Source organism: Streptomyces sp. NPDC004051 (assembly GCF_053604275.1).
This window is the reverse complement of the sequence record NZ_JBSGHG010000010.1, coordinates 43,132-63,326: the sequence shown is the minus strand read 5'-3', so window position 1 is coordinate 63,326 and position 20,195 is coordinate 43,132. Positions and strand designations below refer to the sequence as shown.

The following is a 20,195-nucleotide window of genomic DNA, read 5'->3' as shown; positions in this document are numbered from 1 at the left end:
CACGGCCCGCTTGCTGCCCCACCTGACCTCGCGCCGTCACATCGACTTCGGCCGCGCGTCGAGCGCCATCTGTCGCCGCTCCGCGCCCAGGCCGTCCGTCTCTGGGTAGTCCCGCTTTCCGGTACTCCCGAAACGACGCGGCGACCCCTCCCCCGGTCTCCCCGCCGTATCTCCGCGTATCCGCGACATTCGCGCATCCGCGTCTTCATGTCGGCGTATCGACCTTCTCCGCGCCGATCACCCCGAAAGGACACCTCCGTGTCTGCCGCAAGCCCCCGCGCCCTCCTGCGCGCCGCCGCCGTCACCGCGACCCTGCCCCTCCTGCTCACCGCGTGCGGCTACGGCTCCCGGTCCACCGACGACGGCAAGCGGTCCGAGGTCGCGGCGGACGCCGAGAAGCTGTCCGTCGACGAGGTGAAGCTCGGCTACTTCCCGAATCTCACCCACGCCAACGCACTGGTGGGCATCGAGGAGGGCCTGCTGCAGAAGGAGCTCGGCGGCACCCGGATCAAGTCGGCGACCTTCAACGCCGGGCCGTCCGAGATCGAGGCGCTGAACGCCGGTTCCATCGACATCGGCTGGATCGGCCCCTCCCCCTCCATCAACGGATTCACCAGGTCCCGGGGCAAGAACCTGCGCATCATCGGCGGTTCCGCCTCCGGCGGCGTGAAGCTGGTGGTGAACCCGGACAGGATCGAGTCCGAGGACGACCTCAGGGGCAAGAGGATCGCGACCCCGCAGCTCGGCAACACCCAGGACGTCGCGTTCCTCAACTGGATCGCGGAGAAGGGCTGGAAGGTCGACGCGCAGAGCGGCAAGGGCGACGTCTCCGTCGTCCGCACCGACAACAAGGTGGCGCCCGACGCCTACAAGTCCGGTTCGATCGACGGCGCCTGGGTGCCGGAACCGACGGCGTCCAAGCTGGTCGCGGAGGGCGCCGAGGTGCTGCTGGACGAGGCCGACCTGTGGCCCGACAAGAAGTTCGTGATCACGAACATCATCGTGTCGCAGAAGTTCCTCGAGGAGCACCCGGACGTCGTCGAGGCCGTGCTGCGCGGCTCGGTGAAGACCAACGACTGGATCGAGGCCAACCCCGACAAGGCCAAGGAGTCCGCGAACAAGGCCCTCGAGGAACTGTCCGGCAAGGCCCTGCCCGAGGACGTCCTCGACCCGGCCTGGGAGTCCATCACCTTCCTGGACGACCCGCTGGCCGCCACCCTCGACTCCCAGGCGCGGCACGCGGTGAAGGCCGGCCTGCTGAAGCAGCCCGCCCTGGACGGCATCTACGACCTCGCACCGCTGAACAAGGTGCTCAGGGCCGAGGGCAAGGACGAGGTGGACGACGCGGGTCTCGGCGTCGAGCGGTGACCCCGGTCCGCTCCAGGTGAGTTCCTCGGAGCGGCGGCCGTGACGACGGTCGCCGCTCCCCTTGGCGCCCCGGGCTCAGCCCTGCGGCTCCTGCGGTTTGGTGTCCACCTCGCGCAGGTTCCGGTCGGTGAGTTCGGTGCGGGCCTCCGTACGGTGGCCGCGGGCGATGTAGTCCCGCACCACGAGTTCGACGGCGTCCTGCGGCGACCCGACTCCGGCCAGGACCATGACCTCCACGACCAGTTCGGCATCGAGTGTGACGGTGACCTTGGCCATGGCGCTCTCCTGACGGCATCGGGCACTCCGTGGACCCGGATCACCGAACTCTACAAGGCGGGCTCGCCACCGTACCCGCGCACGCGGGGCTCCCCGTGTTCCGGTGCAGCGGCATCGACCTGGTGCCGAGGGGCCACGACCACGTGTGCGCCCGCGGGTTCGCCGACGAGGACGCCACCGGCACACCCGGCGTGACGACGGGACCCGTCTGCACGGTGGCCGTCCCGGGGCCGAAGTACCACGATCTCGCCTCCGAGGACGACGACGTGTGGACCCGCAACGGTGCGACGCGGGTGGTCCGCGCCGGGCACACCTCCACGTTCCAGGGGATCCGGGTCACCAGGGACCGGCTGCGCCACGAGGCCGTCGTCGCGGCCGGGTGGGACGACCGGTCGGCCACCGGCAAGGAGGTCGGCGAGGTGCTGGACTCGTTCACCGTCACCGAGTACGACGACGGTACGAAGTACGGGACCGAGGAGGGGACGCCGGTGCCGCCCGCGCCGGCGTCCGGGCGCTGAGGCCGGCGCCTCGTGCCCCCCGGGCCCGGGGCGGGCTTCACCGGGGGGCCGGACCGGTGATCGTGGCCTCTTTCCCCCGGCGGTGCCGCCGACGCGGGCCTTTGTCGTTTCTCCGCTCACGCGTGCCGTCCGACAATGGTGGTGGTGACGGCCCCGGGCGCACTGGGCCGTCCCTCCATCGGTCCTGCGCCGGCAGTGAGAGAGGAACCAGCACGATGAGCCACCAGAAGGTGCGCGATGTGATGAGCGACGCGGTCGTCCGGATCCAGGCGGCCACACCGTTCAAGGAGATCGCGCATCTGCTGCTCGAGTACGACATCACGGCCGTTCCCGTCGTGGACGCCGACGACCGCCCGGTGGGCGTGGTGTCCGAGGCGGACCTGCTGCACAAGATGTGGGGCCGGCAGGAGGGTGACGCCGAGGGGCCGGGAGTGGAGCACCGGCCGGAGAAGGCGTGGGCCACCGACGCCGCCGGGTTGATGACGTCGCCCGCGCTGTGCGCCGCCGAGGACTGGAGCGTGGTGGACGCCGCCCGGATGATGGCACGGCGCGGGATCAAGCGGTTGCTGGTGGTCGATCCGGCGGGGCGGCTGAGGGGTGTGGTGAGCAGAAGCGACCTGCTGCGCGTCTTCGTGCGCGAGGACCGGGCGATCCGTACGGAGATCGTCGAGGACGTGCTGGTGCGTACGCTCGGTGAGGCGCCCTCGGCGGTCGAGGTGAACGTGACGCACGGCCATGTCAGCCTCATCGGACAGCTGTCGTCCCGGGCCACGGCCGAGGAGCTCGAGGAGCTGTGCCGCAACGTCGACGGAGTCGTCGACGTGGAGTTCCGTACGGTGCCCGGGGCCGGCGGCGACGGCGGTCCGGGCCGGGCGGACTGACCCCGCCCGGCCCGCCCGGCGGAGCCCGCCGGGGAAGTGGCTCATGCGTTCAGGCCCGGCTCGGAGCGTGCGGTGGTCATGTGACGGACCCCCTGGTGACGCCGGCGGCGATGTGCTTCGGGGCGAGGAGGCAGGATCGCCGCCGGCACGGCGGACAGTACGGACGCGGCCCTCACCGGGCCCCAGCCGCCGACGTAGGCGCCGATGTACCGGTAGACGCCCGGGGTGATCGGTTTGACTTCGTCGGTGGTGTTCAGGGTGAGCGCGAACATGAAGTCGCTCCACGAGAACAGGAAGGCGAACAGGCCGGAGGTGAGCAGTGAGTTGCGGCTCGTCGGCAGCACCGCCCGGACGAAGGTGCGCAACGGTCCGGCGCCGTCGAGCTGCGCGGCCTCGAGGACCTCGCCCGGGACGGACACCGTGAAGGCGCGCATCAGCACGATGGAGAACGGGATGCCGAGCGAGGCGTCAGCGAGCATCAGGCCGAAGCGGGAGTCGACCGGTCCGAGCTCGGCCTAGGAGCTGTGGAGGGCGTCGGCGCCCGCGCAGTGCGGCGACCGGGGGATGTGCTGTCACGGTGGGTGCCCTCGGGTGGGGTCGGCCCGGCTGTTCACCGGGTCGGCGGCTCATCAGGGTTGGTGAAGCGCTTCGACGAACAGTCGATCCTTCCGGCGTACGCTGCTCGCGCACGACCCCACGCTACGGGCCGGACGCCATGTGTTCGACCTGATCACCAATACTCCGGCGAGAACCGGTCGCGCTGGCCCCGACGGCGGGATCCCCTCGCTCCAGGGCGTGACAGGAACTCCCGGACCTGTCATAGTTCCTGGTCAGGCACGGCCCTCTTCCCGCCATCACCCCTCCCCCTCCGAGGAAGATCATGAAGTTCACCGACGGCTTCTGGCGCATCCGCGAGGGCGTCCAGATCTCGTACGCCACCGAGTTGCGCGATGTGCGCACGGAATCGAAGCGCTTCACCAGCTATGCCGCCCTCAGGAGAGTGACCCGTCGAGGTGACACCCTCAACGCCCCCCTGGTCACGGTCGAGTGCTTCTCCCCCGCCGAGGGCGTCATCGGCGTCCGCGTCACCCACCACGCGGGCAAGCGGCGCCCCGGTCCCGACTTCGTCCTCACCGGCGATCCGGACGGCGCCGGGACGGTGCGCACGGACGGCCCGGTCACCGAGCTGACCAGCGGTCCGCTGACCCTCCGCCTCGACGGGTCCGGCCCCTTCACGCTCGGCTTCCACGACGCGGACGGCCGTGAGCTGACCCGCGCGGACGCCAAGGGCACCGCCTTCGCCACCACCGGCGACGGGGCCCACCACATGCTGACCCGGCTGGCGCTCGGTGTCGGGGAGCAGATCTACGGCCTCGGCGAACGCTTCACCCCGTTCGTCAGGAACGGCCAGACCGTCGACGTCTGGCAGGCCGACGGCGGCACGAGCAGCGAGCAGTCCTACAAGAACGTCCCGTTCTACGTCTCCTCCCGCGGCTACGGCGTCTTCGTCAACCATCCCGGGGCTGTCTCCTACGAGATCGGCTCGGAGTCCGTGGGGCAGGTGCAGTTCAGCGTCGAGGACCAGTCGCTGGAGTACTACGTCGTCGCCGGCCCCACCCCGAAGGACGTGCTCAGCCGCTACACGGCCCTCACCGGCCGCCCCGCCCTGCCCCCGGCCTGGTCGTTCGGCCTGTGGCTCAGCACCTCGTTCACCACGTCCTACGACGAGGCGACCGTCACGTCGTTCGTGGACGGCATGACCGAGCGCGGCATCCCGCTGTCCGTCTTCCACTTCGACTGCTTCTGGATGCGCGAGTACCAGTGGTGCGACTTCCAGTGGGATCCCGACGTCTTCCCCGACCCGGACGGCATGCTGGCCCGGCTCAAGGAGAAGGGCCTGCGCATCAGCGCCTGGATCAACCCCTACATCGCCCAGAAGTCCCCGCTCTTCGCCGAGGCCGCCGCCCTCGGGCATCTGGTGCGCAGGCCCGGCGGCGACGTGTGGCAGTGGGACCTGTGGCAGGCCGGCATGGGCCTGGTCGACTTCACCAGCCCCGAGGCGCGCGCCTGGTTCCAATCGAAGCTCAAGGCCCTGCTCGACCAGGGCGTGGACTGCTTCAAGACGGACTTCGGCGAGCGCATCCCCACCGACGTGGTCTGGCACGACGGCTCGGACCCCGAGCGGATGCACAACTACTACACGCAGCTGTACAACCGGACGGTGTTCGAGCTCCTCGAGAAGGAGCGCGGGCAGGGTGAGGCCGTGCTGTTCGCCCGGTCCGCGACGGCCGGCGGGCAGCAGTACCCCGTGCACTGGGGCGGGGACTGCTGGTCCTCCTTCGAGGCCATGGCCGAGTCGCTGCGGGGCGGTCTGTCGCTGTCGCTGAGCGGGTTCGGCTTCTGGAGCCACGACATCGGCGGCTTCGAGGGCACGCCCGACCCCGAGGTGTTCAAGCGCTGGCTCGCCTTCGGTCTGCTCTCCTCGCACAGCAGGCTGCACGGCTCCTCGTCGTACCGGGTGCCGTGGGAGTTCGGCGACGAGGCGGTCGACGTAGCCCGGCGGTTCACCCTGCTCAAGCACCGCTTGATGCCGTACCTGTACGGCGCGGCCGTCGAGACGCACGCCACCGGTGTGCCGATGATGCGGCCGATGATGCTGGAGTTCCCCGGCGATCCGACGTGCCGTCCGCTCGACCGGCAGTACATGCTGGGCCCCGACCTCCTGGTGGCGCCCGTGTTCGGCCCGGACGGCGAGGTCGAGGTCTACCTGCCGGAGGGCGCCTGGACCCACCTGCTGAGCGGCGAGAAGGTCACCGGTCCGGGCTGGCGCACCGAACGGCACGGCTACGACAGCCTCCCGCTGTACGTCCGGGAGGGCGCCGTCCTGCCCCTGGCCGGCGACGACTCGCGGCCGGACGGCGACTGGCTGGACGCGCCGGTCCTCCTCGTCCATCCGACCGCCTCGCCCGACTACGCGGCCGAGATCACCGTGCCCGGCACCACCGGTGCGCGGGCCGCGGCCTTCCGGGTCCTGCGCGACGGCGACGTCCTGCGGGTCACCGCCTCGGGGACCGAGCGGCCGTTCACGGTGCGTGTCGCGGGCGGGGCGCAGGCCCGGGGGGCGGGTGAGGTGACGGTGCCGGTGGGGTGACGAGCGCGACGGCGGCCGGGGCGGGGCGGTGCCGCGTCAGCGGAGCCGTGCGACGCCCGCGTAGATGCCGCTGTCCTCGGGTGCGGGGGCCGGGGCCGTCCGGAACCACTCCGGTGCGGTCACCAGGCCCGGCTCCACCATGTCCAGGCCGTCGAAGAAGCGGGCGACCTCGTCACGGGTGCGGAAGCCGAGGCGGATGCCGGCTCTGGCGTACTCGTCGGCGACCTGCGCGGCCAGTTCCGCGTGCCGGTCGGAGGCGGCGTGCGACAGCACGAGGTAGCTGCCCGACGGGAGCGCGGAGAGCAACTCGCCGACGATGGACAGGGGTTCCTGGTCATCGGGGATGAAGTGCAGGAGGGCGATCAGGGACAGCGCGACCGGACGCCCGAAGTCGAGGACGGTCCGGGCGTGTTCGATGATCTTTTCCGGACTGCGCACATCGGCCTGGATGTAGTCGGTGACGCCCCCGGGGCCGCTGATCAGCAGGGTCTCCGCGTGCCGCAGGACGATGGGGTCGTTGTCGGTGTAGACGATCCTCGCGGCCGGAACGACGGACTGCACGATCTGGTGCAGGTTCGGCTCGGTGGGGATGCCCGTGCCGATGTCGAGGAACTGGTCGACGCCCTGCCCGGCGAGCCAGGCCGCCGCCCGGTGCATGAACTGACGGTTCTGCCGGGCGCCGTCCCGTGCCTCGGGCGGCAGCTTCTCGCCGACGGCCTCGTCCACGGGGTAGTTGTCCTTGCCGCCGAGCAACCAGTCGTAGACCCGCGCGGGATGTGCCTTGCTGGTGTCGATCTGCGGAGGATTGGACCTGCCGACCGGCATGGAGGACTCCGTCCCACGATGGATCAGGGCTGCTGACGATCACCGAGTCTTTCACATCAACACACCTTCATACAGAGCTAGTTGACACAGAGGGGCGGAGCACCGCCCGGCCGGCGGGACAGAGTCGGTTCCGGGTGCGCCGTTCATCCCCGATACGCGCTCACGACGCCCGGTGGAGCCGGATGCTGACAAGCCGTCAAGTCGGACGTGGTGTGAAAGCACCGACGGCACGGGCATCTCTATTGTCATGAACCTGCGATCCGATGGCCGGATCGCAGCCCCATGGAGGTTCGGGATGCACCGTAGACTCGCCACCGCACTGGCCGCCTCGGCCCTCGCCGCCGTCAGCGTGCTGGGCACCGCCACGGCCGCCGACGCGGTTCCCGCCGACAAGGCCCAGGTCCTCTCGAACTGGACCCAGACCAGTGCCTCGAGCTACAACCAGTGGGCCGCGGCGCGGTCCAACCAAGCCGCCTGGGCCGCCTACGGGTTCGACTGGAGCACCGACTACTGCTCCACCTCCCCCGACAACCCGTTCGGCTTTCCCTTCGCCACCTCCTGCGCGCGTCACGACTTCGGTTACCGCAACTACAAGGCGGCCGGCTCCTTCGACGCCAACAAGGCACGCCTCGACAACGCCTTCCACGAAGACCTCAAGCGGGTCTGCACCGGCTACAGCGGCGCCACCAAGACCGCTTGCAACAGCACCGCGTGGACCTACTACCAGGCGGTCAGGGCCTTCGGCTGACGACGACGGCGGCCGGGACCTCGCCGCGTGGGCAGGTCCCGGCCGCCGGAGTCCCGGGGAGGGGAGGTGTCAGACCTGGGCGCCGAAACGCTCCCAGACCCGGTGCGAGCCCAGCAGTTCCCTGACCTGCTCGAGCACGGCGGAACCGGAGTCGGCGACGACGATCCCGGGGGCGCCGGCGGGTACGCCTGCCGCCTCGAGGGCCGACTCGCCGCCCGCCCACGCGCCGATCGCCTTGCCGTGCCGGAAGGCCTCCGCCAACAACTGGTCGACCCGCGGGTCCGTCGACGGCCGGGGCACGGCGGGCGCGCCCTTGCCGTCGCGCACGCCGGGCGCGTCGCCGCTGACGGCCGGCGGGCCCGCCACCAGGACGGCGTCGAACTCGATGGAGCGCGCGGTGACGTAGCTGCGCTGGGCCGTCAGGGCGCTCTTGCCCGTGCCGAGCGTGCCGCCGTTCGGCGCGACGACCAGCGGAACCATGCCGGCCTCGAGCACCGCCTCGCGTACCGCCCGCACCCCGTCGAGGTCGCCGTCCGGGGCGGTGAGGATGCCGATGACGCGGCCGTCCACCGGCCAGGTCCGCCCGACCTGCGAGAGCGCCGGGCTCGGCTCGACGTCGGCGAGCGGCACGGTGGGCTCCGGCGCGGGCAGCCCGAGTCCCTCGGCCACGCCGGCGCACAGTTCGGGGTCGATGTTGGCCAGGACCTGCAGGGTCCTTACCCGGATGGCCTCCTCGTAGCACTTGCCCAGCTCGAAGATGTAGGCGCCGATGATGTGTTCGCGCTCCACCGGGCTCATGCTCAGCCAGAACCGGCGGGGCTGGCTGAAGTGGTCGGCGAACGATTCCGGCGCCTCGCGCACCTTTCGCCCCTCCGGGACTCTCACCGGCGTCTCGATGAAGGCGCCCGTGTCCGCGCCCGCGGTGAACGGGCAGCCGCCGTCCAGGGAGTTGGGCCGGTAGGGGGCCACCCCCCGGTGCACGGCGGTCTGGTGCATGCCGTCGCGCAGCATGTCGTTGACCGGCGCGTGGGGACGGTTGATGGGCAACTGGGGGAAGTTGGGGCCGCCGAGGCGGGTGATCTGGGTGTCCAGGTACGAGAACAGCCGTCCCGCGAGCAGCGGGTCGTCGGTGACGTCGATGCCGGGCACGAGGTGCCCGACGTGGAAGGCCACCTGCTCGGTCTCGGCGAAGAAGTTGGACGGGTTGCGGTTGAGGGTCATCAGCCCGATGGGCTGCACCGGCGCGAGCTCCTCGGGCACGATGTTCGTCGGGTCCAGCAGGTCGATGCCCTCGAAGGTCTGCTCCGGGATGTCGGGGAAGGTCTGGATGCCCAGCTCCCACTGCGGGTGGGCCCCGGCCTCGATGGCGTCGGCGAGGTCCCGGCGGTGGAAGTCGGGGTCGTTGCCGTTGATGAGCTGAGCCTCGTCCCACACCAGGGAGTGCACGCCCAGCTTGGGCTTCCAGTGGAACTTCACCAGGGTCGTGCCGCCCTCGGCGTTCACCAGGCGGAAGGTGTGGACGCCGAAGCCCTCCATCATCCGGTAGGAGCGCGGGATGCCGCGGTCGCCCATGAAGAAGATCGTGTGGTGGGTGGCCTCGGTGTGCAGCGAGACGAAGTCCCAGAAGGTGTCGTGCGCGCTCTGCGCCTGCGGGATCTCCCGATCGGGGTGCGGTTTCACGGCGTGGACGACGTCCGGGAACTTGATGGCGTCCTGGATGAAGAAGACCGGGATGTTGTTGCCGACCAGGTCGAAGACGCCCTCGCTGGTGTAGAACTTCGTCGCGAAACCACGGGTGTCGCGCACCGTGTCGGCGGAGCCGCGCGAGCCGACCACCGTGGAGAACCGTACGAACACCGGGGTCTCGACGTCCGCTGCGAGGAAGCCCGCCTTGGTCACGGAGGCCGCCGTGCCGTAGCTCCGGAAGACGCCGTGGGCGCCCGCGCCCCGGGCGTGGACCACGCGCTCCGGGATGCGCTCGTGGTCGAAGTGCATGATCTTCTCGCGCAGGTGGTGGTCCTGGAGGAGTACCGGACCGCGCGGGCCGGCCTTGAGCGAGTGGTCGGTGTCGTACAGCCGGGTGCCCTGCGCGTTCGTCAGATAACTCCCGGACTGGGCCACCCTGGCCTGGTCGGCCCCGGTCGGCGAGCCGGTGGGCGAGACGGTGTCCGGGCCGCTCTGGTCGGGCTTCGGCGGCAGCGGCCCGCGGGGCTCGGTCGGCTCGGCCACGGCCGGCGACTCGGAGCCCGGCTTGCCGGGAATTCCCCCCTCCGGGCCCGCGGCGTCGCCCTGCAGGCTGTCGGTGATCTTCTGGGCGGCCTTCTTGACGGGGTTGGCCTCGCTCATGGGGGTGACACTCCTCCGCTTCGTAGCGGCCACGGCTGGGGTGACCGGGTGTTCGATTGCCGACTGCGGACGGCCGAGCGCCGACAAGCACCGGGAAAAGGGGCACTCAGGTCGTCAACGTCTCACGACGAGGAGTCCCACGCAGCGGGCGCGCTCCGATGGGGTGAACCCCGCGCCGCGAAGCGCCCGTGCCGTTCTCCCCTTTCCCGTCGCGCCGGGCCGGCCGCCCCGTCCGCGTACCCCGCTCCCGGGAACCGAGGCACGGAGAATACGGCCCGCCGGCACCCGACACGGGCCGGTCACCCTTTCGGTCCCCCGTGCGGCATCCCCGCTCCGGAAGCGTCCGCCTGAACCCGAGTCAGAACAGGTGTTCCTGCTCGGCGGGCGCGCCGCCGCGCGGGAGGCGGCGCGGGGCGGTGCGTCGGGCCGGGAGCTCCTCGCCGAACAGGGGCGCCGTGCCGTACTCGTCCGGCTCGGCCGGCACCACGACGGGACCGGTGCCCACGTTCAGGTGCAGCGGGGCGTCACGGTCGAAATCTCCTGGCGTCATGTCCGTCCAGTCGCGTTCCCGACGCTCGCTCACCGACACTCCGCTCCCCGTCCGGCCTTCCCGTCCCCTCACTGTTCCCGTACCGGGCCGGGGTGTCAGTCCTGACCGCGGCCCTGAACGCGCGGCAGGGCGGCGCCGCTCTCGGCGGGTGCGGAGGGGTGGTCCTGCATGCCGTCAGGCTATCGCTCGTCCGCCGCTCCGTGGACGACGCCTCCGCGAGCCCGCCGCGGCCCGTCCCGCCGCCCCCGCGGGCCGCCTCCGCGGGCCGCCCCCGGCCGGGAGACGTACATCACATCCCGGGAACCTGTCACATCCCGGCGGGCCGTCTCGTCAGAAGTGTGTCACCGCACACGCGAACCAGGAGATCACCATGGATGCCCGTATCAACCTCTTCGGCAACGCGCTCGCGACCAAGGTGCTGAAGCACATCAACGCGGCGGGCAAGGCCGTCTCGGAATCGGGCCTGCCGCACGCCACGCAGGAACTGGTGAAGATCCGCGCCAGCCAGATCAACGGCTGCGGCTTCTGCACCGACATGCACACCAAGGACGCCGCCCACGCCGGGGAGACCGCCCAGCGCCTCCACCTCGTCGCCGCCTGGCGCGAGGCCACCGTCTTCACCGACGCCGAGCGCGCCGCCCTCGAACTGGCCGAGCAGGGCACCCGCATCGCCGATGCCGCCGGCGGGGTCACCGACGAGGCCTGGACCAACGCCACCAAGTACTACGACGAGGACCAACTGGTCGCCCTCATCTCCCTCATCGCCGTCATCAACACCTACAACCGCATCAACGTCATCAACCAGCAGCCCGCCGGCGACTACCAGCCCGGCCAGTTCGGCTGACGGACACCACAAGGGGCGCGCCGCCTCGTGTGCGCGCCCCCTGTGGTGCGGTCTCAGGCGCCCGGCGGCTCAGGACTCCGCGCGCTTCGGCAGACGCCAGCCGGGGCGGACGAAGTGGCAGGTGTAGCCGTCCGGGTACCGCTGCAGATAGTCCTGGTGCTCGGGCTCGGCCTCCCAGAACGGGCCGGCCGGCGCGACCTCGGTCACCACCGGGCCCGGCCACAGACCCGACGCGTCGACATCGGCGATCGTCTCCTCGGCGACGCGCTTCTGCTCGTCGTCGAGGTAGAAGATGGCGGAGCGGTAGCTCAGCCCGATGTCGTTGCCCTGCCGGTTCTTGGTGCTCGGGTCGTGGATCTGGAAGAAGTACTCCAGGATCGTGCGGTAGTCCGTGACGGCGGGGTCGTAGGTGATCTCGATCGACTCGGCGTGGGTGCCGTGGTTGCGGTACGTGGCGTTGGGGACGTCACCGCCGCTGTAGCCCACCCGTGTGCCGAGGACGCCCGGGAACGTGCGGATCAGTTCCTCCATGCCCCAGAAACAGCCGCCCGCCAGCAGCGCCGTCTCCACGGTTTTCTCTGTCCTCGTCATCTGCTCTCGCCCTTCTCCCGGGTCCTGGACGGACGGTTCCGCCGCGTCTTCGCGGGCTCCATGGTCCCGCACCGTCGCAGCCGTACCTACAGCGGTCTCAACCATGAGGGGATGCCCGTTGTTCCGCCCGTGACCGTCCGATCCGGAGGACTCCGAGCAGGTCAGACGGCGCGTGTGGGTACGATTTCGCACATGACCGACTCACCGGCCCCGGCGCAGCGCCTGCGCGACCTCGCGCGGCTGCGCCGGGTCCGCGACCGGATCGACCGGGAGTACGCACAGCCGCTGGACGTCGAGGCGCTCGCCCGTGGCGCGCACATGTCGGCCGGGCATCTGAGCCGGGAGTTCCGGGCGGCGTACGGCGAGTCGCCGTACAGCTACCTGATGACGCGGCGCATCGAGCGTGCGATGACGCTGCTGCGCCGCGGGGACCTCAGCGTCACCGAGGTCTGTTTCGCGGTCGGCTGCTCGTCGCTGGGCACGTTCAGCACGCGCTTCACCGAGCTCGTCGGCATGCCGCCCGGCGCCTATCGGCGCCGCGCGGCGAGCACGGCGGCGGGGCTGCCGCCGTGCGTGGCGAAGCAGGTGACCAGACCGGTCAGGAACCGGTCAGAAATCGAGAAGCGCCCGGGCCCGGCCCCCCTCTAGCGTGACGGCCATGGACATCACCATTCACGCGAGTTTCCTCCCGCACGACGACCCGGACGCCTCTCTGGCCTTCTACCGCGACGCCCTCGGCTTCGAGGTCCGGGGCGACGTCGGACACGGCGGGATGCGGTGGATCACGGTCGGTCCCGTCGGCCGACCCGACACCTCCATCGTCCTGACCCCGCCGGCCGCCGACCCCGGTGTCACCGACGAGGAGCGCCGCACCATCGCCGAGATGATGGCCAAGGGCACGTACGCCGGTCTCCTGCTGGCCACCGACGACCTGGACGCCGCCTTCGCGCGGCTGCAGTCGGCCGACAGCGCCGAGGTGGTCCAGGAGCCGACCGAGCAGCCGTACGGTGTCCGTGACTGTGCCTTCCGCGACCCCTCGGGCAACCTGATCCGCATCCAGCAGCTGCGTTGAGCCGCCCGGTCGCCACGGTCACCACGGTCACCGCCCGGACCCGGCTCGGCGATCCCACCCGGTACGGGCATCATCCACGAGAGGAAGACACCATCAGCATGGTCATGAGGACGAGGGCGCGAACGGCCGCGCCGCACGGCGCCGACAGCCACGAACTGATCCGCGTGCACGGCGCGCGCGTGAACAACCTCAAGGATGTCAGCGTCGAGATCCCCAAGCGCCGGCTGACCGTGTTCACCGGCGTCTCCGGCTCGGGCAAGAGCTCGCTGGTGTTCGACACGGTCGCCGCGGAGTCGCAGCGGCTGATCAACGAGACCTACAGCGCCTTCGTGCAGGGGTTCATGCCGACCCTGGCCCGGCCCGAGGTCGACGTCCTCGAGGGCCTGACCACCGCGATCATCGTCGACCAGCAGCGGATGGGCTCCGACCCCCGTTCCACGGTCGGCACCGCCACCGACGTCAACGCGATGCTGCGCATCCTCTTCAGCCGGCTCGGCACACCGCACATCGGCCCGCCCGGCGCGTACTCCTTCAACACCGCCTCGGTCCGGGCGAGCGGGGCGATCACCGTCGAGCGCGGCGACAAGAAGGCGGTGAAGGCGACTTTCCAGCGCACCGGCGGCATGTGTACGCGCTGCGAGGGCCGGGGCACCGTCTCCGACATCGACCTCACCCAGCTCTACGACGACTCCAAGTCGCTGGCCGAGGGCGCGTTCACCATCCCGGGCTGGAAGTCGGACAGCTTCTGGACCGTCGGGGTGTACGCCGCGTCGGGCTTCGTCGACCCGGACAAGCCGATCCGGGAGTTCACCGAACAGGAGAGGCAGGACTTCCTGTACCGGGAACCGGTCAAGGTGAAGGTCAAGGGGGTCAACCTCACCTACGAGGGACTGATCCCCAAGATCCAGAAGTCGTTCCTGTCGAAGGACAAGGAGTCGATGCAGCCGCACATCCGGGCGTTCGTGGAGCGGGCCGTGGCCTTCACCACCTGCCCCGAGTGCGACGGCACCCGGCTCAGCGAGGGGGCCAGGTCGTCGAAGATCAAGGGCATCTCCATCGCGGACGCCTGCGCGATGGAGATCCGGGACCTGGCCGAGTGGGTCCGCGGCCTGTCCGAGCCCTCGGTGGCGCCGCTGCTCACCGCCCTGGGCGACAGCCTCGACTCGTTCGTGGAGATCGGGCTGGGCTACCTCTCGCTGGAGCGGCCGTCGGGCACGCTGTCGGGCGGCGAGGCGCAGCGCGTGAAGATGGTCCGCCATCTCGGCTCCCCGCTCACCGACATCACCTATGTCTTCGACGAGCCCACCACCGGCCTGCACCCCCATGACATCCAGCGGATGAACGACCTGCTGCTACGGCTGCGGGACAAGGGCAACACGGTGCTGGTCGTGGAGCACAAGCCGGAGACGATCGCGATCGCCGACCATGTCGTCGACCTCGGCCCCGGCGCGGGCACGGCGGGCGGCACCGTCTGTTTCGAGGGCACCGTCGAGGGGCTGCGGGGCAGCGACACCGTCACCGGCCGTCACCTGGACGACCGGGCCGTCCTCAAGGAGTCGGTGCGCAAACCCACCGGGGCGCTGGAGATCCGCGGCGCGACGACGCACAACCTGCGCGGCGTCGACGTCGACGTCCCGCTCGGGGTGCTCACCGTCGTGACCGGGGTCGCCGGCTCCGGCAAGAGTTCGCTCGTGCAGGGGTCGCTGCGCCGGCTGAAGGGGGAGGACGGCGAGGGCGTGGTCTCGGTCGACCAGAGCCCGATCCGCGGCTCGCGGCGGAGCAACCCGGCGACGTACACGGGGCTGCTCGACCCGATCCGCAAGGCGTTCGCCAAGGCCAACGGCGTCAAGCCGGCGCTGTTCAGCGCCAACTCGGAGGGCGCCTGCCCCGCCTGCAACGGCGCCGGTGTCGTCTTCACCGACCTGGCGATGATGGCCGGGGTCGCCAGCACCTGCGAGGACTGCGAGGGCAAGCGGTTCCAGGCGTCGGTCCTGGAGTACCACCTCGGCGGCCACGACATCAGTGAGGTGCTCGCGATGTCGGTGGCACGGGCCGAGGAGTTCTTCGCCGCCGGTGAGGCGCGCACACCGGCGGCGCACCGGATCCTCGGCCGGCTCGCCGACGTGGGGCTCGGCTACCTCACCCTCGGCCAGCCGCTGACCACGCTCTCCGGTGGCGAGCGGCAGCGGCTCAAGCTGGCCACCCACATGGCGGAGAAGGGCGGCGTCTACCTCCTCGACGAGCCGACCACCGGTCTGCACCTCGCCGACGTCGAGCAGCTGCTCGGCCTGCTGGACCGGCTCGTCGACTCCGGCAAGTCGGTCGTGGTCGTCGAGCACCATCAGGCGGTCATGGCGCACGCCGACTGGATCATCGACCTCGGGCCGGGCGCCGGGCACGACGGCGGCCGGGTCGTCTTCGAGGGCACTCCCGCCGACCTCGTCGCCGCCCGCTCCACCCTGACCGGCGAGCACCTCGCGTCGTACGTCGGCGCCTGAGGAAAACAACACCCCAGGGGGGCGGCCGGCCGTCAGCGGCCGGCCGTCTCCACGAGGGAGATGCGGGCCGTGATGCGTTTGCCGGTCGGCTCCGGCTGCACGTCCAGTCCGTGGGCGACGGCCATCACGATCTCCAGGCCGTGCTGTCCCACCCGGTCCGGGTTCGCGACCCTGGCCACGGGCAGTACGCCGCTGCCGTCCCGGACCATCACCTCGAGGGCGTCGTCGGTGATGCACAGGTCCAGCCGGACGGGGCCGGGGGCGTACTTGCGGGCGTTGGTGACCAGTTCGCTGACCACGAGCTGGGTGATCTCCACCGCGCGCGCCGAGACGGGCAGCCCGTCCTCCGTCCGGGCCCGCGTCAGGAACGCGGCGGCCAGCTGCCGGGCCTTCGCTATCCACGCGCCGTCACCGTCCAGGGCGTATGTCGCCCGTCGCGGTGCGCCCGGCACCGGTTCCCCTGCGTCCACCGGAAGTGGTTCCATTCGGTCCGCCTTCACTCACCGATCACACCGCGCGACTACCCGAAATGCCCGGTCGCACTCCCCCGGCCACCATGCCGGGCCGGGCGGCCGCTCACCGCCCGTTCGGCGAAATGTGTCGGGCATGTCATACGGTGTTCCGGCCGACCGGCGCCGGGACACCCGCCCCGGTCGCCGCGGGCGTCCCACAGCGGGAGCGACCCCGGGTGCCGGCCCCGGCCGTGCGCGAGGGCCCTCACCGGTCGCGCAGCCGGCCCGCCTCCTCCAGCGTGCGCCTGACCGCACCGGCCAGCCGGGGGCGGTCGCGTACGAAGCGGCGGGCGGCCCGTGCCGGTTCGCGGCTCAGCCGGTACGCGGTCCCACCCGGCGCCGGGCGCACCACGGCGCCCTCGTAGACCGGCAGTTCACGGGTCTTGAACGAATCCTTGTAGCGGGCCGGCCCGCTGCCCAGGTCGACCAGGCGGATCCCGTCGGCGGCCGCCGCCTCCAGCATCCGCAGGTGCAGCACCAGCCCCGGGGAGTATTTTCCGTAGTCGCGGTCGTAGGCGGGGAACCACCAGGAGAGCACCGTGGGCGAGCGCAGCCCGAAGTGGGCGGCCACCGGGCGGCCGGCGGCGTACAGCACGGAGAGCAGTCCCCGGCACTCGGGGTCGTCGCCGCTCGCGAGCCGTTCCACCAGAGCGGTGATCCACTGCTGTGCGAACCGGTCGCGGCGCCCGGTGCGCCGGTACTGGGCGGACTTCCAGCGCATCAGCGCCCGTAACGCGTCCGGGTCGTGCGCGTCGTAGACGAACCGCACCTCGCCGACCTGCCGGGCGAGCCTGCGTTCCTTGGCCAGGGTCTGCCGGAGGAATCCGGGGGCACGCGCGCGCAGCCGCCGGGTGTAGGACTCGAACCCCTCACCGATGTCGACGACCGGGCTGGCGAGTTCCTCGGTGGCATGCGGTACGAAGAGGTGCTGACCGGCCTCCAGGTTGTCGAACTCCCATGAGGAGAGGGCGCAGGCGGCCAGGAGGCGGCGGGGGTCGAGCCGGATGCCGGGGCGCAGCACGGCGCCCTGGCTGTCCGACACGCCGAGGCCGATGGCCCTGCCCCGTCCCCACGGCCCTCTCTCGTACGGGAAGAAGCCGACGGGTGTGCCGTCCTCCTCGAGTACGGCGACCCTGGCTCCCGGCCTGCCCTGCCCGACGGCCGCGGTGAACGCCGGGTCGAGGAACGGGTTCTCCGGTGCGCCGGACTCGCCGCGCAGGTGTCTCCACGTCTTGTACTCGGTGGGGCCCAGTTCGTCCGGTCGCAGAACGAGAACGCGCTTTCGGGACATGGAGTCTCCTGTGTCGTCACGGTTTCCGGGACGTGCGGAGGCCTGTCGCCCTGCGTCGGCGTGGGGCGCGCGAGCGGTCACCGGAAGGCACGCGGGCCGCGCGGTGCAGGCCTCGGGCGGTACTGCGGTCGCTCAGCAGCGAAGGGTCTGCGATGCGGCGGCGCGGTCCGGGCCCGCCGGTTCCGCGCCGCGCGGGGCACCCGGCGTGCACGGGGCGGGGGAGGCGTGCTCGGGGCGAACCGTGCTCATCCGGGCGTCCGTCGCGGCCTGGTGCGCGGCTCCGGTCGCCCCCGCGGTCCTCGGCGAGCGTGCCAGGGGGCGGTGGAGGCAGGCGTCCTGCGGACCGGGCGAGGGTTCCCGTACGCGCCGGGGCGCGGGGTCCTGGGCGGCCGTGGGGGTGGAGGCGGCCGTGGGACGGGTCGCTGTGCGCCGGTCCGCCGCGTCGGCGGCCACCGGCGCGCACAGGTGCGCGAGGAGTATCGACGCCAGCAGAGCGATCGCCGCCGCCCATCGAGGCCGCACCGGTCACCTCCCGACGTGCATCCCGGCGGGGGCGGGCACACCGGGCCGGTACCGGACGTCCCCCCAGAACGTCCGCCCGGAACGCCTTCCAGTAGCGCCGAGCGCGTCCCGTACGTCAAGCCCCCGGCGCCCCGACGGGGTGCACTCGGCGCGCTCCGGCCGCGGTGCTCCCCTGCCGCCTCACCGGTCGCGTCGTCGAACCCGTCGAACCCGTCGAACCCGTCGAACACTGTCGGACGCCCCGGGAGGGTCTGTGGCTCAGGCGTTCGGTATGTGCCGGTGGGGCGAGCCCGCGGTGGTGCTGAAGCGGGTGCGGTAGGCGCCGGGGGTGATGCCGAGTTCGCGCTGGAAGACCCGGCGCATGGTTTCCGGGCTGCCGAACCCGGCGTGCCGGGCGACGGCGTCCAGTGGGTCGGTGCCGGTCACCAGCAAGGTGCAGGCCGCTTCCAGGCGTACGTGCTCCACGAACCGCGCGGGCGAGGTGTCGGTCTCCGTCCGGAAGAGCCGGGTGAGGTGCCTGGGGCTGAGCCCGACCTGGCGGGCGAGGGAGTCGAGGGTGTGCTCGGCCGCCGGATTCTCGGTGACGAGGTCCAGCACCGTGCGCAGCGCCGGGGTGCGGGGGTGGCCGATCCGGGCGCGGACGCTGAACTGGGACTGCCCGCCCGGCCGGGCGAGGAAGACCACCAGGTGCCGGGCGACGGCACGGGCGGCGTGGGCGCCCAGGTCCTCCTCGATCAGCGCGAGGGTGAGATCGATGCCGGAGGTGACCCCGGCCGAGGTGTAGAAGGTGCCGTCGCGGACGAAGATCGAGTCCGCGTCGACCTGGACTTCGGGGAACCGGTCGGCGAGGTGCCGGGCCAGCTCCCAGTGGGTGGCCGCCCTGCGGCCGTCCAGCAGGCCGGTCGAGGCCAGCGGGAAGGCGCCGGCGCACACGGCCGCGGTGCGGCGGGCACCGGTGGCGAGCGCCGTGAGGGCCTGCCGCAGGTCGCGGTCCAGGACCGAGGGCCGCCAGTCGGGCGCCCCGGGCACGATCAGCGTGCCCAGCTCCCCGGGCAGGCCGTCGACGGAGCAGTCGGCGCCCAGCAGGACGCCGGAGCTGGTGCGGACGGCCGCGCCGTCCAGCGAGGCGGTCCGCAGCTCGTATCCGCCGCCGTACTCGTTGGCGGCGGCGAACGCGTCCAGCGGTCCGGCGACGTCCAGCAACTGCACACCCTCGTACAGCAGGACGGCGACCGGGTGGGAGGGGGGACTCGGCATGGGGTCCTCGGACGGGTGGGTCCCGCCGAGAGCCGCCGCCGGTCCTGGTGTGCGGCTCCCGGTGCGGGCGGGAGGGACGGGGAGAGCCAAAAGAGCGGGGACCGGTCACTCGGGCCAGTCGGAGTCCAGGATGACGTCGACGAAGTTCTGGCGCACGTATCCGGGCACATAGCGCTCCAGGACGTCGGCCTTGACGTTGCCGAAGGTGGTCTCCGGGCGGTGCGCGATGCCCTGGGTGAACTCCTTGAGGATGTTCCGCTTGAAGTCGGGACGGGGGTGCGCGTCCACGACCTCGGCGAGCGCCCGGGCGGGGATCTCGTCGCGGCCGATGCCCAGCACGTCGGCCTCGACACCCGCGGTCACCAGGGCGACTTCGGGAGCCATGTGCCAGGGGATCTCCGGGGTGGTGTGCAGGGCGATGCCCTCCCACACCAGATGGGCGGCGTCGTCGGCGATTCCGTGGCCGCGCAGGAAGTCCCGGGCCTCGTCGGCGCCGTCGATCTCGAACCGCTGCTTGCTGCCGCGGTGCCGCTCGGTCAGGCCCAGGTCGTGGAACATCGCGCCGACGTAGAGCAGTTCGGGGTCGGCCTGCAGACCGCGGGCCTGTCCGCGCAGGGTGCCGAAGAAGTAGACGCGGCGGGAGTGGTGGTAGACGGTGTCGTTGGCCGCCTCCCGGACGAGTTCGGTGGCTTCGCGGACGAGCCGGCTGTCGGGCAGGGTGACGCCGGCGAGGGTGGTGGTCGGGGTGTCGGTCATGGCTGAGCTCCAGGGTCGTGGGGGACGGGCCGGCCGGTCGGGGGCCGCCGAGTGGTTCGGAACGGTCGGCGTGGTCGGGGCCGTCAGGGCGGTCGCGCAGAGGGCGAGGAGGGGAAAGCGGAAGGGGACATGCGGACCATTCAACCCCGAACAGGACCCCACTGCGCCCGTCCTTCAGGACACGACACC

At 71.6% G+C, this 20,195-nt stretch carries 19 protein-coding genes and 1 pseudogene; 9 read left to right on the top strand and 11 right to left on the bottom strand.

Features of this window, described 5'->3' with window-relative positions:
* Positions 1 to 258: 258 nt before the first annotated feature.
* Positions 259 to 1,368, top strand: a complete 1,110-nt coding sequence (locus tag ACWEQO_RS13700) for an ABC transporter substrate-binding protein (protein ID WP_452982407.1) — start codon at positions 259 to 261, stop codon at positions 1,366 to 1,368.
* A 75-nt stretch (positions 1,369 to 1,443) separates the two neighbouring features.
* On the opposite strand, the gene ACWEQO_RS13695 is transcribed toward ACWEQO_RS13700, so the two are convergent.
* Positions 1,444 to 1,644 (bottom strand): type II toxin-antitoxin system VapB family antitoxin, encoded by a 201-nt coding sequence (locus tag ACWEQO_RS13695; RefSeq protein ID WP_361459651.1) that lies wholly within the window; start codon positions 1,642 to 1,644, stop codon positions 1,444 to 1,446.
* 95 nt (positions 1,645 to 1,739) lie between these two features.
* On the opposite strand from ACWEQO_RS13695, the gene ACWEQO_RS13690 reads away from it, so the two are divergent.
* Positions 1,740 to 2,162: a hypothetical protein gene (locus ACWEQO_RS13690; protein ID WP_452982404.1), complete on the top strand. Its 423-nt coding sequence runs from the start codon at positions 1,740 to 1,742 to the stop codon at positions 2,160 to 2,162.
* Positions 2,163 to 2,377: 215 nt separating this feature from the next.
* Positions 2,378 to 3,043, top strand: coding sequence for a CBS domain-containing protein (locus tag ACWEQO_RS13685; protein ID WP_452982401.1), 666 nt, complete (start codon positions 2,378 to 2,380; stop codon positions 3,041 to 3,043).
* Between the two features lie 76 nt (positions 3,044 to 3,119).
* On the opposite strand, the pseudogene ACWEQO_RS13680 reads toward ACWEQO_RS13685, so the two are convergent.
* Positions 3,120 to 3,555, bottom strand: a pseudogene (locus ACWEQO_RS13680) (carbohydrate ABC transporter permease); the annotation flags it as partial.
* 368 nt (positions 3,556 to 3,923) lie between these two features.
* Here ACWEQO_RS13680 and yicI point away from each other — a divergent pair.
* Positions 3,924 to 6,194: an alpha-xylosidase gene (gene yicI, locus ACWEQO_RS13675; protein ID WP_452982398.1), complete on the top strand. Its 2,271-nt coding sequence runs from the start codon at positions 3,924 to 3,926 to the stop codon at positions 6,192 to 6,194.
* Between the two features lie 36 nt (positions 6,195 to 6,230).
* Here yicI and ACWEQO_RS13670 read toward each other — a convergent pair whose 3' ends face one another.
* A complete protein-coding gene (locus ACWEQO_RS13670; RefSeq protein ID WP_452982395.1) occupies positions 6,231 to 7,019 on the bottom strand; it encodes an SAM-dependent methyltransferase in 789 nt (262 codons plus the stop codon).
* A gap of 295 nt (positions 7,020 to 7,314) precedes the next feature.
* Between ACWEQO_RS13670 and ACWEQO_RS13665 the strand changes: the two genes are divergently transcribed.
* Positions 7,315 to 7,767 (top strand): phospholipase, encoded by a 453-nt coding sequence (locus ACWEQO_RS13665; protein ID WP_361459656.1) that lies wholly within the window; start codon positions 7,315 to 7,317, stop codon positions 7,765 to 7,767.
* 69 nt (positions 7,768 to 7,836) lie between these two features.
* Here ACWEQO_RS13665 and ACWEQO_RS13660 read toward each other — a convergent pair whose 3' ends face one another.
* Entirely contained in the window at positions 7,837 to 10,113 is a 2,277-nt protein-coding gene (locus ACWEQO_RS13660) for a catalase (RefSeq protein ID WP_452982392.1), read from the bottom strand.
* Positions 10,114 to 10,471: 358 nt separating this feature from the next.
* Positions 10,472 to 10,696 carry a hypothetical protein gene (locus ACWEQO_RS13655; protein WP_361459658.1) on the bottom strand — a complete coding sequence of 75 codons (225 nt, stop codon included), beginning with the start codon at positions 10,694 to 10,696 and terminating at the stop codon, positions 10,472 to 10,474.
* 337 nt (positions 10,697 to 11,033) lie between these two features.
* Here ACWEQO_RS13655 and ACWEQO_RS13650 point away from each other — a divergent pair, with 337 nt between their 5' ends.
* Positions 11,034 to 11,507, top strand: a complete 474-nt coding sequence (locus tag ACWEQO_RS13650; RefSeq protein WP_361459659.1) for a carboxymuconolactone decarboxylase family protein — start codon at positions 11,034 to 11,036, stop codon at positions 11,505 to 11,507.
* Between the two features lie 69 nt (positions 11,508 to 11,576).
* Here the strand turns inward: ACWEQO_RS13650 and msrA are convergent, their stop codons facing one another.
* Positions 11,577 to 12,098: a peptide-methionine (S)-S-oxide reductase MsrA gene (gene msrA, locus ACWEQO_RS13645; RefSeq protein ID WP_361459660.1), complete on the bottom strand. Its 522-nt coding sequence runs from the start codon at positions 12,096 to 12,098 to the stop codon at positions 11,577 to 11,579.
* Between the two features lie 192 nt (positions 12,099 to 12,290).
* Here msrA and ACWEQO_RS13640 point away from each other — a divergent pair, with 192 nt between their 5' ends.
* From ACWEQO_RS13640 to ACWEQO_RS13630, 3 genes are all read left to right on the top strand, one after another.
* Positions 12,291 to 12,746: a helix-turn-helix transcriptional regulator gene (locus tag ACWEQO_RS13640; protein WP_361459661.1), complete on the top strand. Its 456-nt coding sequence runs from the start codon at positions 12,291 to 12,293 to the stop codon at positions 12,744 to 12,746.
* A gap of 10 nt (positions 12,747 to 12,756) precedes the next feature.
* Entirely contained in the window at positions 12,757 to 13,170 is a 414-nt protein-coding gene (locus ACWEQO_RS13635; RefSeq protein WP_361459662.1) for a VOC family protein, read from the top strand.
* A gap of 98 nt (positions 13,171 to 13,268) precedes the next feature.
* Positions 13,269 to 15,668: an ATP-binding cassette domain-containing protein gene (locus ACWEQO_RS13630; protein WP_452982386.1), complete on the top strand. Its 2,400-nt coding sequence runs from the start codon at positions 13,269 to 13,271 to the stop codon at positions 15,666 to 15,668.
* A 32-nt stretch (positions 15,669 to 15,700) separates the two neighbouring features.
* On the opposite strand, the gene ACWEQO_RS13625 is transcribed toward ACWEQO_RS13630, so the two are convergent.
* From ACWEQO_RS13625 to ACWEQO_RS13605, 5 genes are all read right to left on the bottom strand, one after another.
* Positions 15,701 to 16,153 carry an ATP-binding protein gene (locus tag ACWEQO_RS13625; protein ID WP_361459664.1) on the bottom strand — a complete coding sequence of 151 codons (453 nt, stop codon included), beginning with the start codon at positions 16,151 to 16,153 and terminating at the stop codon, positions 15,701 to 15,703.
* 232 nt (positions 16,154 to 16,385) lie between these two features.
* Entirely contained in the window at positions 16,386 to 17,471 is a 1,086-nt protein-coding gene (locus ACWEQO_RS13620) for a GNAT family N-acetyltransferase (protein WP_361459665.1), read from the bottom strand.
* Positions 17,472 to 17,603: 132 nt separating this feature from the next.
* Positions 17,604 to 17,993 (bottom strand): hypothetical protein, encoded by a 390-nt coding sequence (locus tag ACWEQO_RS13615; protein WP_452982381.1) that lies wholly within the window; start codon positions 17,991 to 17,993, stop codon positions 17,604 to 17,606.
* Between the two features lie 258 nt (positions 17,994 to 18,251).
* Positions 18,252 to 19,250: a GlxA family transcriptional regulator gene (locus ACWEQO_RS13610; protein ID WP_452982378.1), complete on the bottom strand. Its 999-nt coding sequence runs from the start codon at positions 19,248 to 19,250 to the stop codon at positions 18,252 to 18,254.
* A gap of 105 nt (positions 19,251 to 19,355) precedes the next feature.
* The gene (locus ACWEQO_RS13605; RefSeq protein ID WP_452982375.1) at positions 19,356 to 20,006 is read right to left on the bottom strand and encodes an HD domain-containing protein; all 651 of its coding nucleotides are present in this window, start codon (positions 20,004 to 20,006) and stop codon (positions 19,356 to 19,358) included.
* Positions 20,007 to 20,195: the final 189 nt, after the last annotated feature.

Bases quoted from the DNA above. Each gene is read 5' to 3' on its own strand.
- ACWEQO_RS13605 (WP_452982375.1), bottom strand. From the start codon at position 20,006: ATGACCGACACCCCGACCACCACCCTCGCCGGCGTCACCCTGCCCGAC.
- ACWEQO_RS13660 (WP_452982392.1), bottom strand. From the start codon at position 10,113: ATGAGCGAGGCCAACCCCGTCAAGAAGGCCGCCCAGAAGATCACCGAC.
- ACWEQO_RS13670 (WP_452982395.1), bottom strand. From the start codon at position 7,019: ATGCCGGTCGGCAGGTCCAATCCTCCGCAGATCGACACCAGCAAGGCA.
- ACWEQO_RS13635 (WP_361459662.1), top strand. From the start codon at position 12,757: ATGGACATCACCATTCACGCGAGTTTCCTCCCGCACGACGACCCGGAC.
- msrA (WP_361459660.1), bottom strand. From the start codon at position 12,098: ATGACGAGGACAGAGAAAACCGTGGAGACGGCGCTGCTGGCGGGCGGC.
- ACWEQO_RS13640 (WP_361459661.1), top strand. From the start codon at position 12,291: ATGACCGACTCACCGGCCCCGGCGCAGCGCCTGCGCGACCTCGCGCGG.
- ACWEQO_RS13665 (WP_361459656.1), top strand. From the start codon at position 7,315: ATGCACCGTAGACTCGCCACCGCACTGGCCGCCTCGGCCCTCGCCGCC.
- ACWEQO_RS13650 (WP_361459659.1), top strand. From the start codon at position 11,034: ATGGATGCCCGTATCAACCTCTTCGGCAACGCGCTCGCGACCAAGGTG.
- yicI (WP_452982398.1), top strand. From the start codon at position 3,924: ATGAAGTTCACCGACGGCTTCTGGCGCATCCGCGAGGGCGTCCAGATC.
- ACWEQO_RS13620 (WP_361459665.1), bottom strand. From the start codon at position 17,471: ATGTCCCGAAAGCGCGTTCTCGTTCTGCGACCGGACGAACTGGGCCCC.
- ACWEQO_RS13630 (WP_452982386.1), top strand. From the start codon at position 13,269: ATGGTCATGAGGACGAGGGCGCGAACGGCCGCGCCGCACGGCGCCGAC.
- ACWEQO_RS13610 (WP_452982378.1), bottom strand. From the start codon at position 19,250: ATGCCGAGTCCCCCCTCCCACCCGGTCGCCGTCCTGCTGTACGAGGGT.
- ACWEQO_RS13685 (WP_452982401.1), top strand. From the start codon at position 2,378: ATGAGCCACCAGAAGGTGCGCGATGTGATGAGCGACGCGGTCGTCCGG.
- ACWEQO_RS13625 (WP_361459664.1), bottom strand. From the start codon at position 16,153: ATGGAACCACTTCCGGTGGACGCAGGGGAACCGGTGCCGGGCGCACCG.
- ACWEQO_RS13695 (WP_361459651.1), bottom strand. From the start codon at position 1,644: ATGGCCAAGGTCACCGTCACACTCGATGCCGAACTGGTCGTGGAGGTC.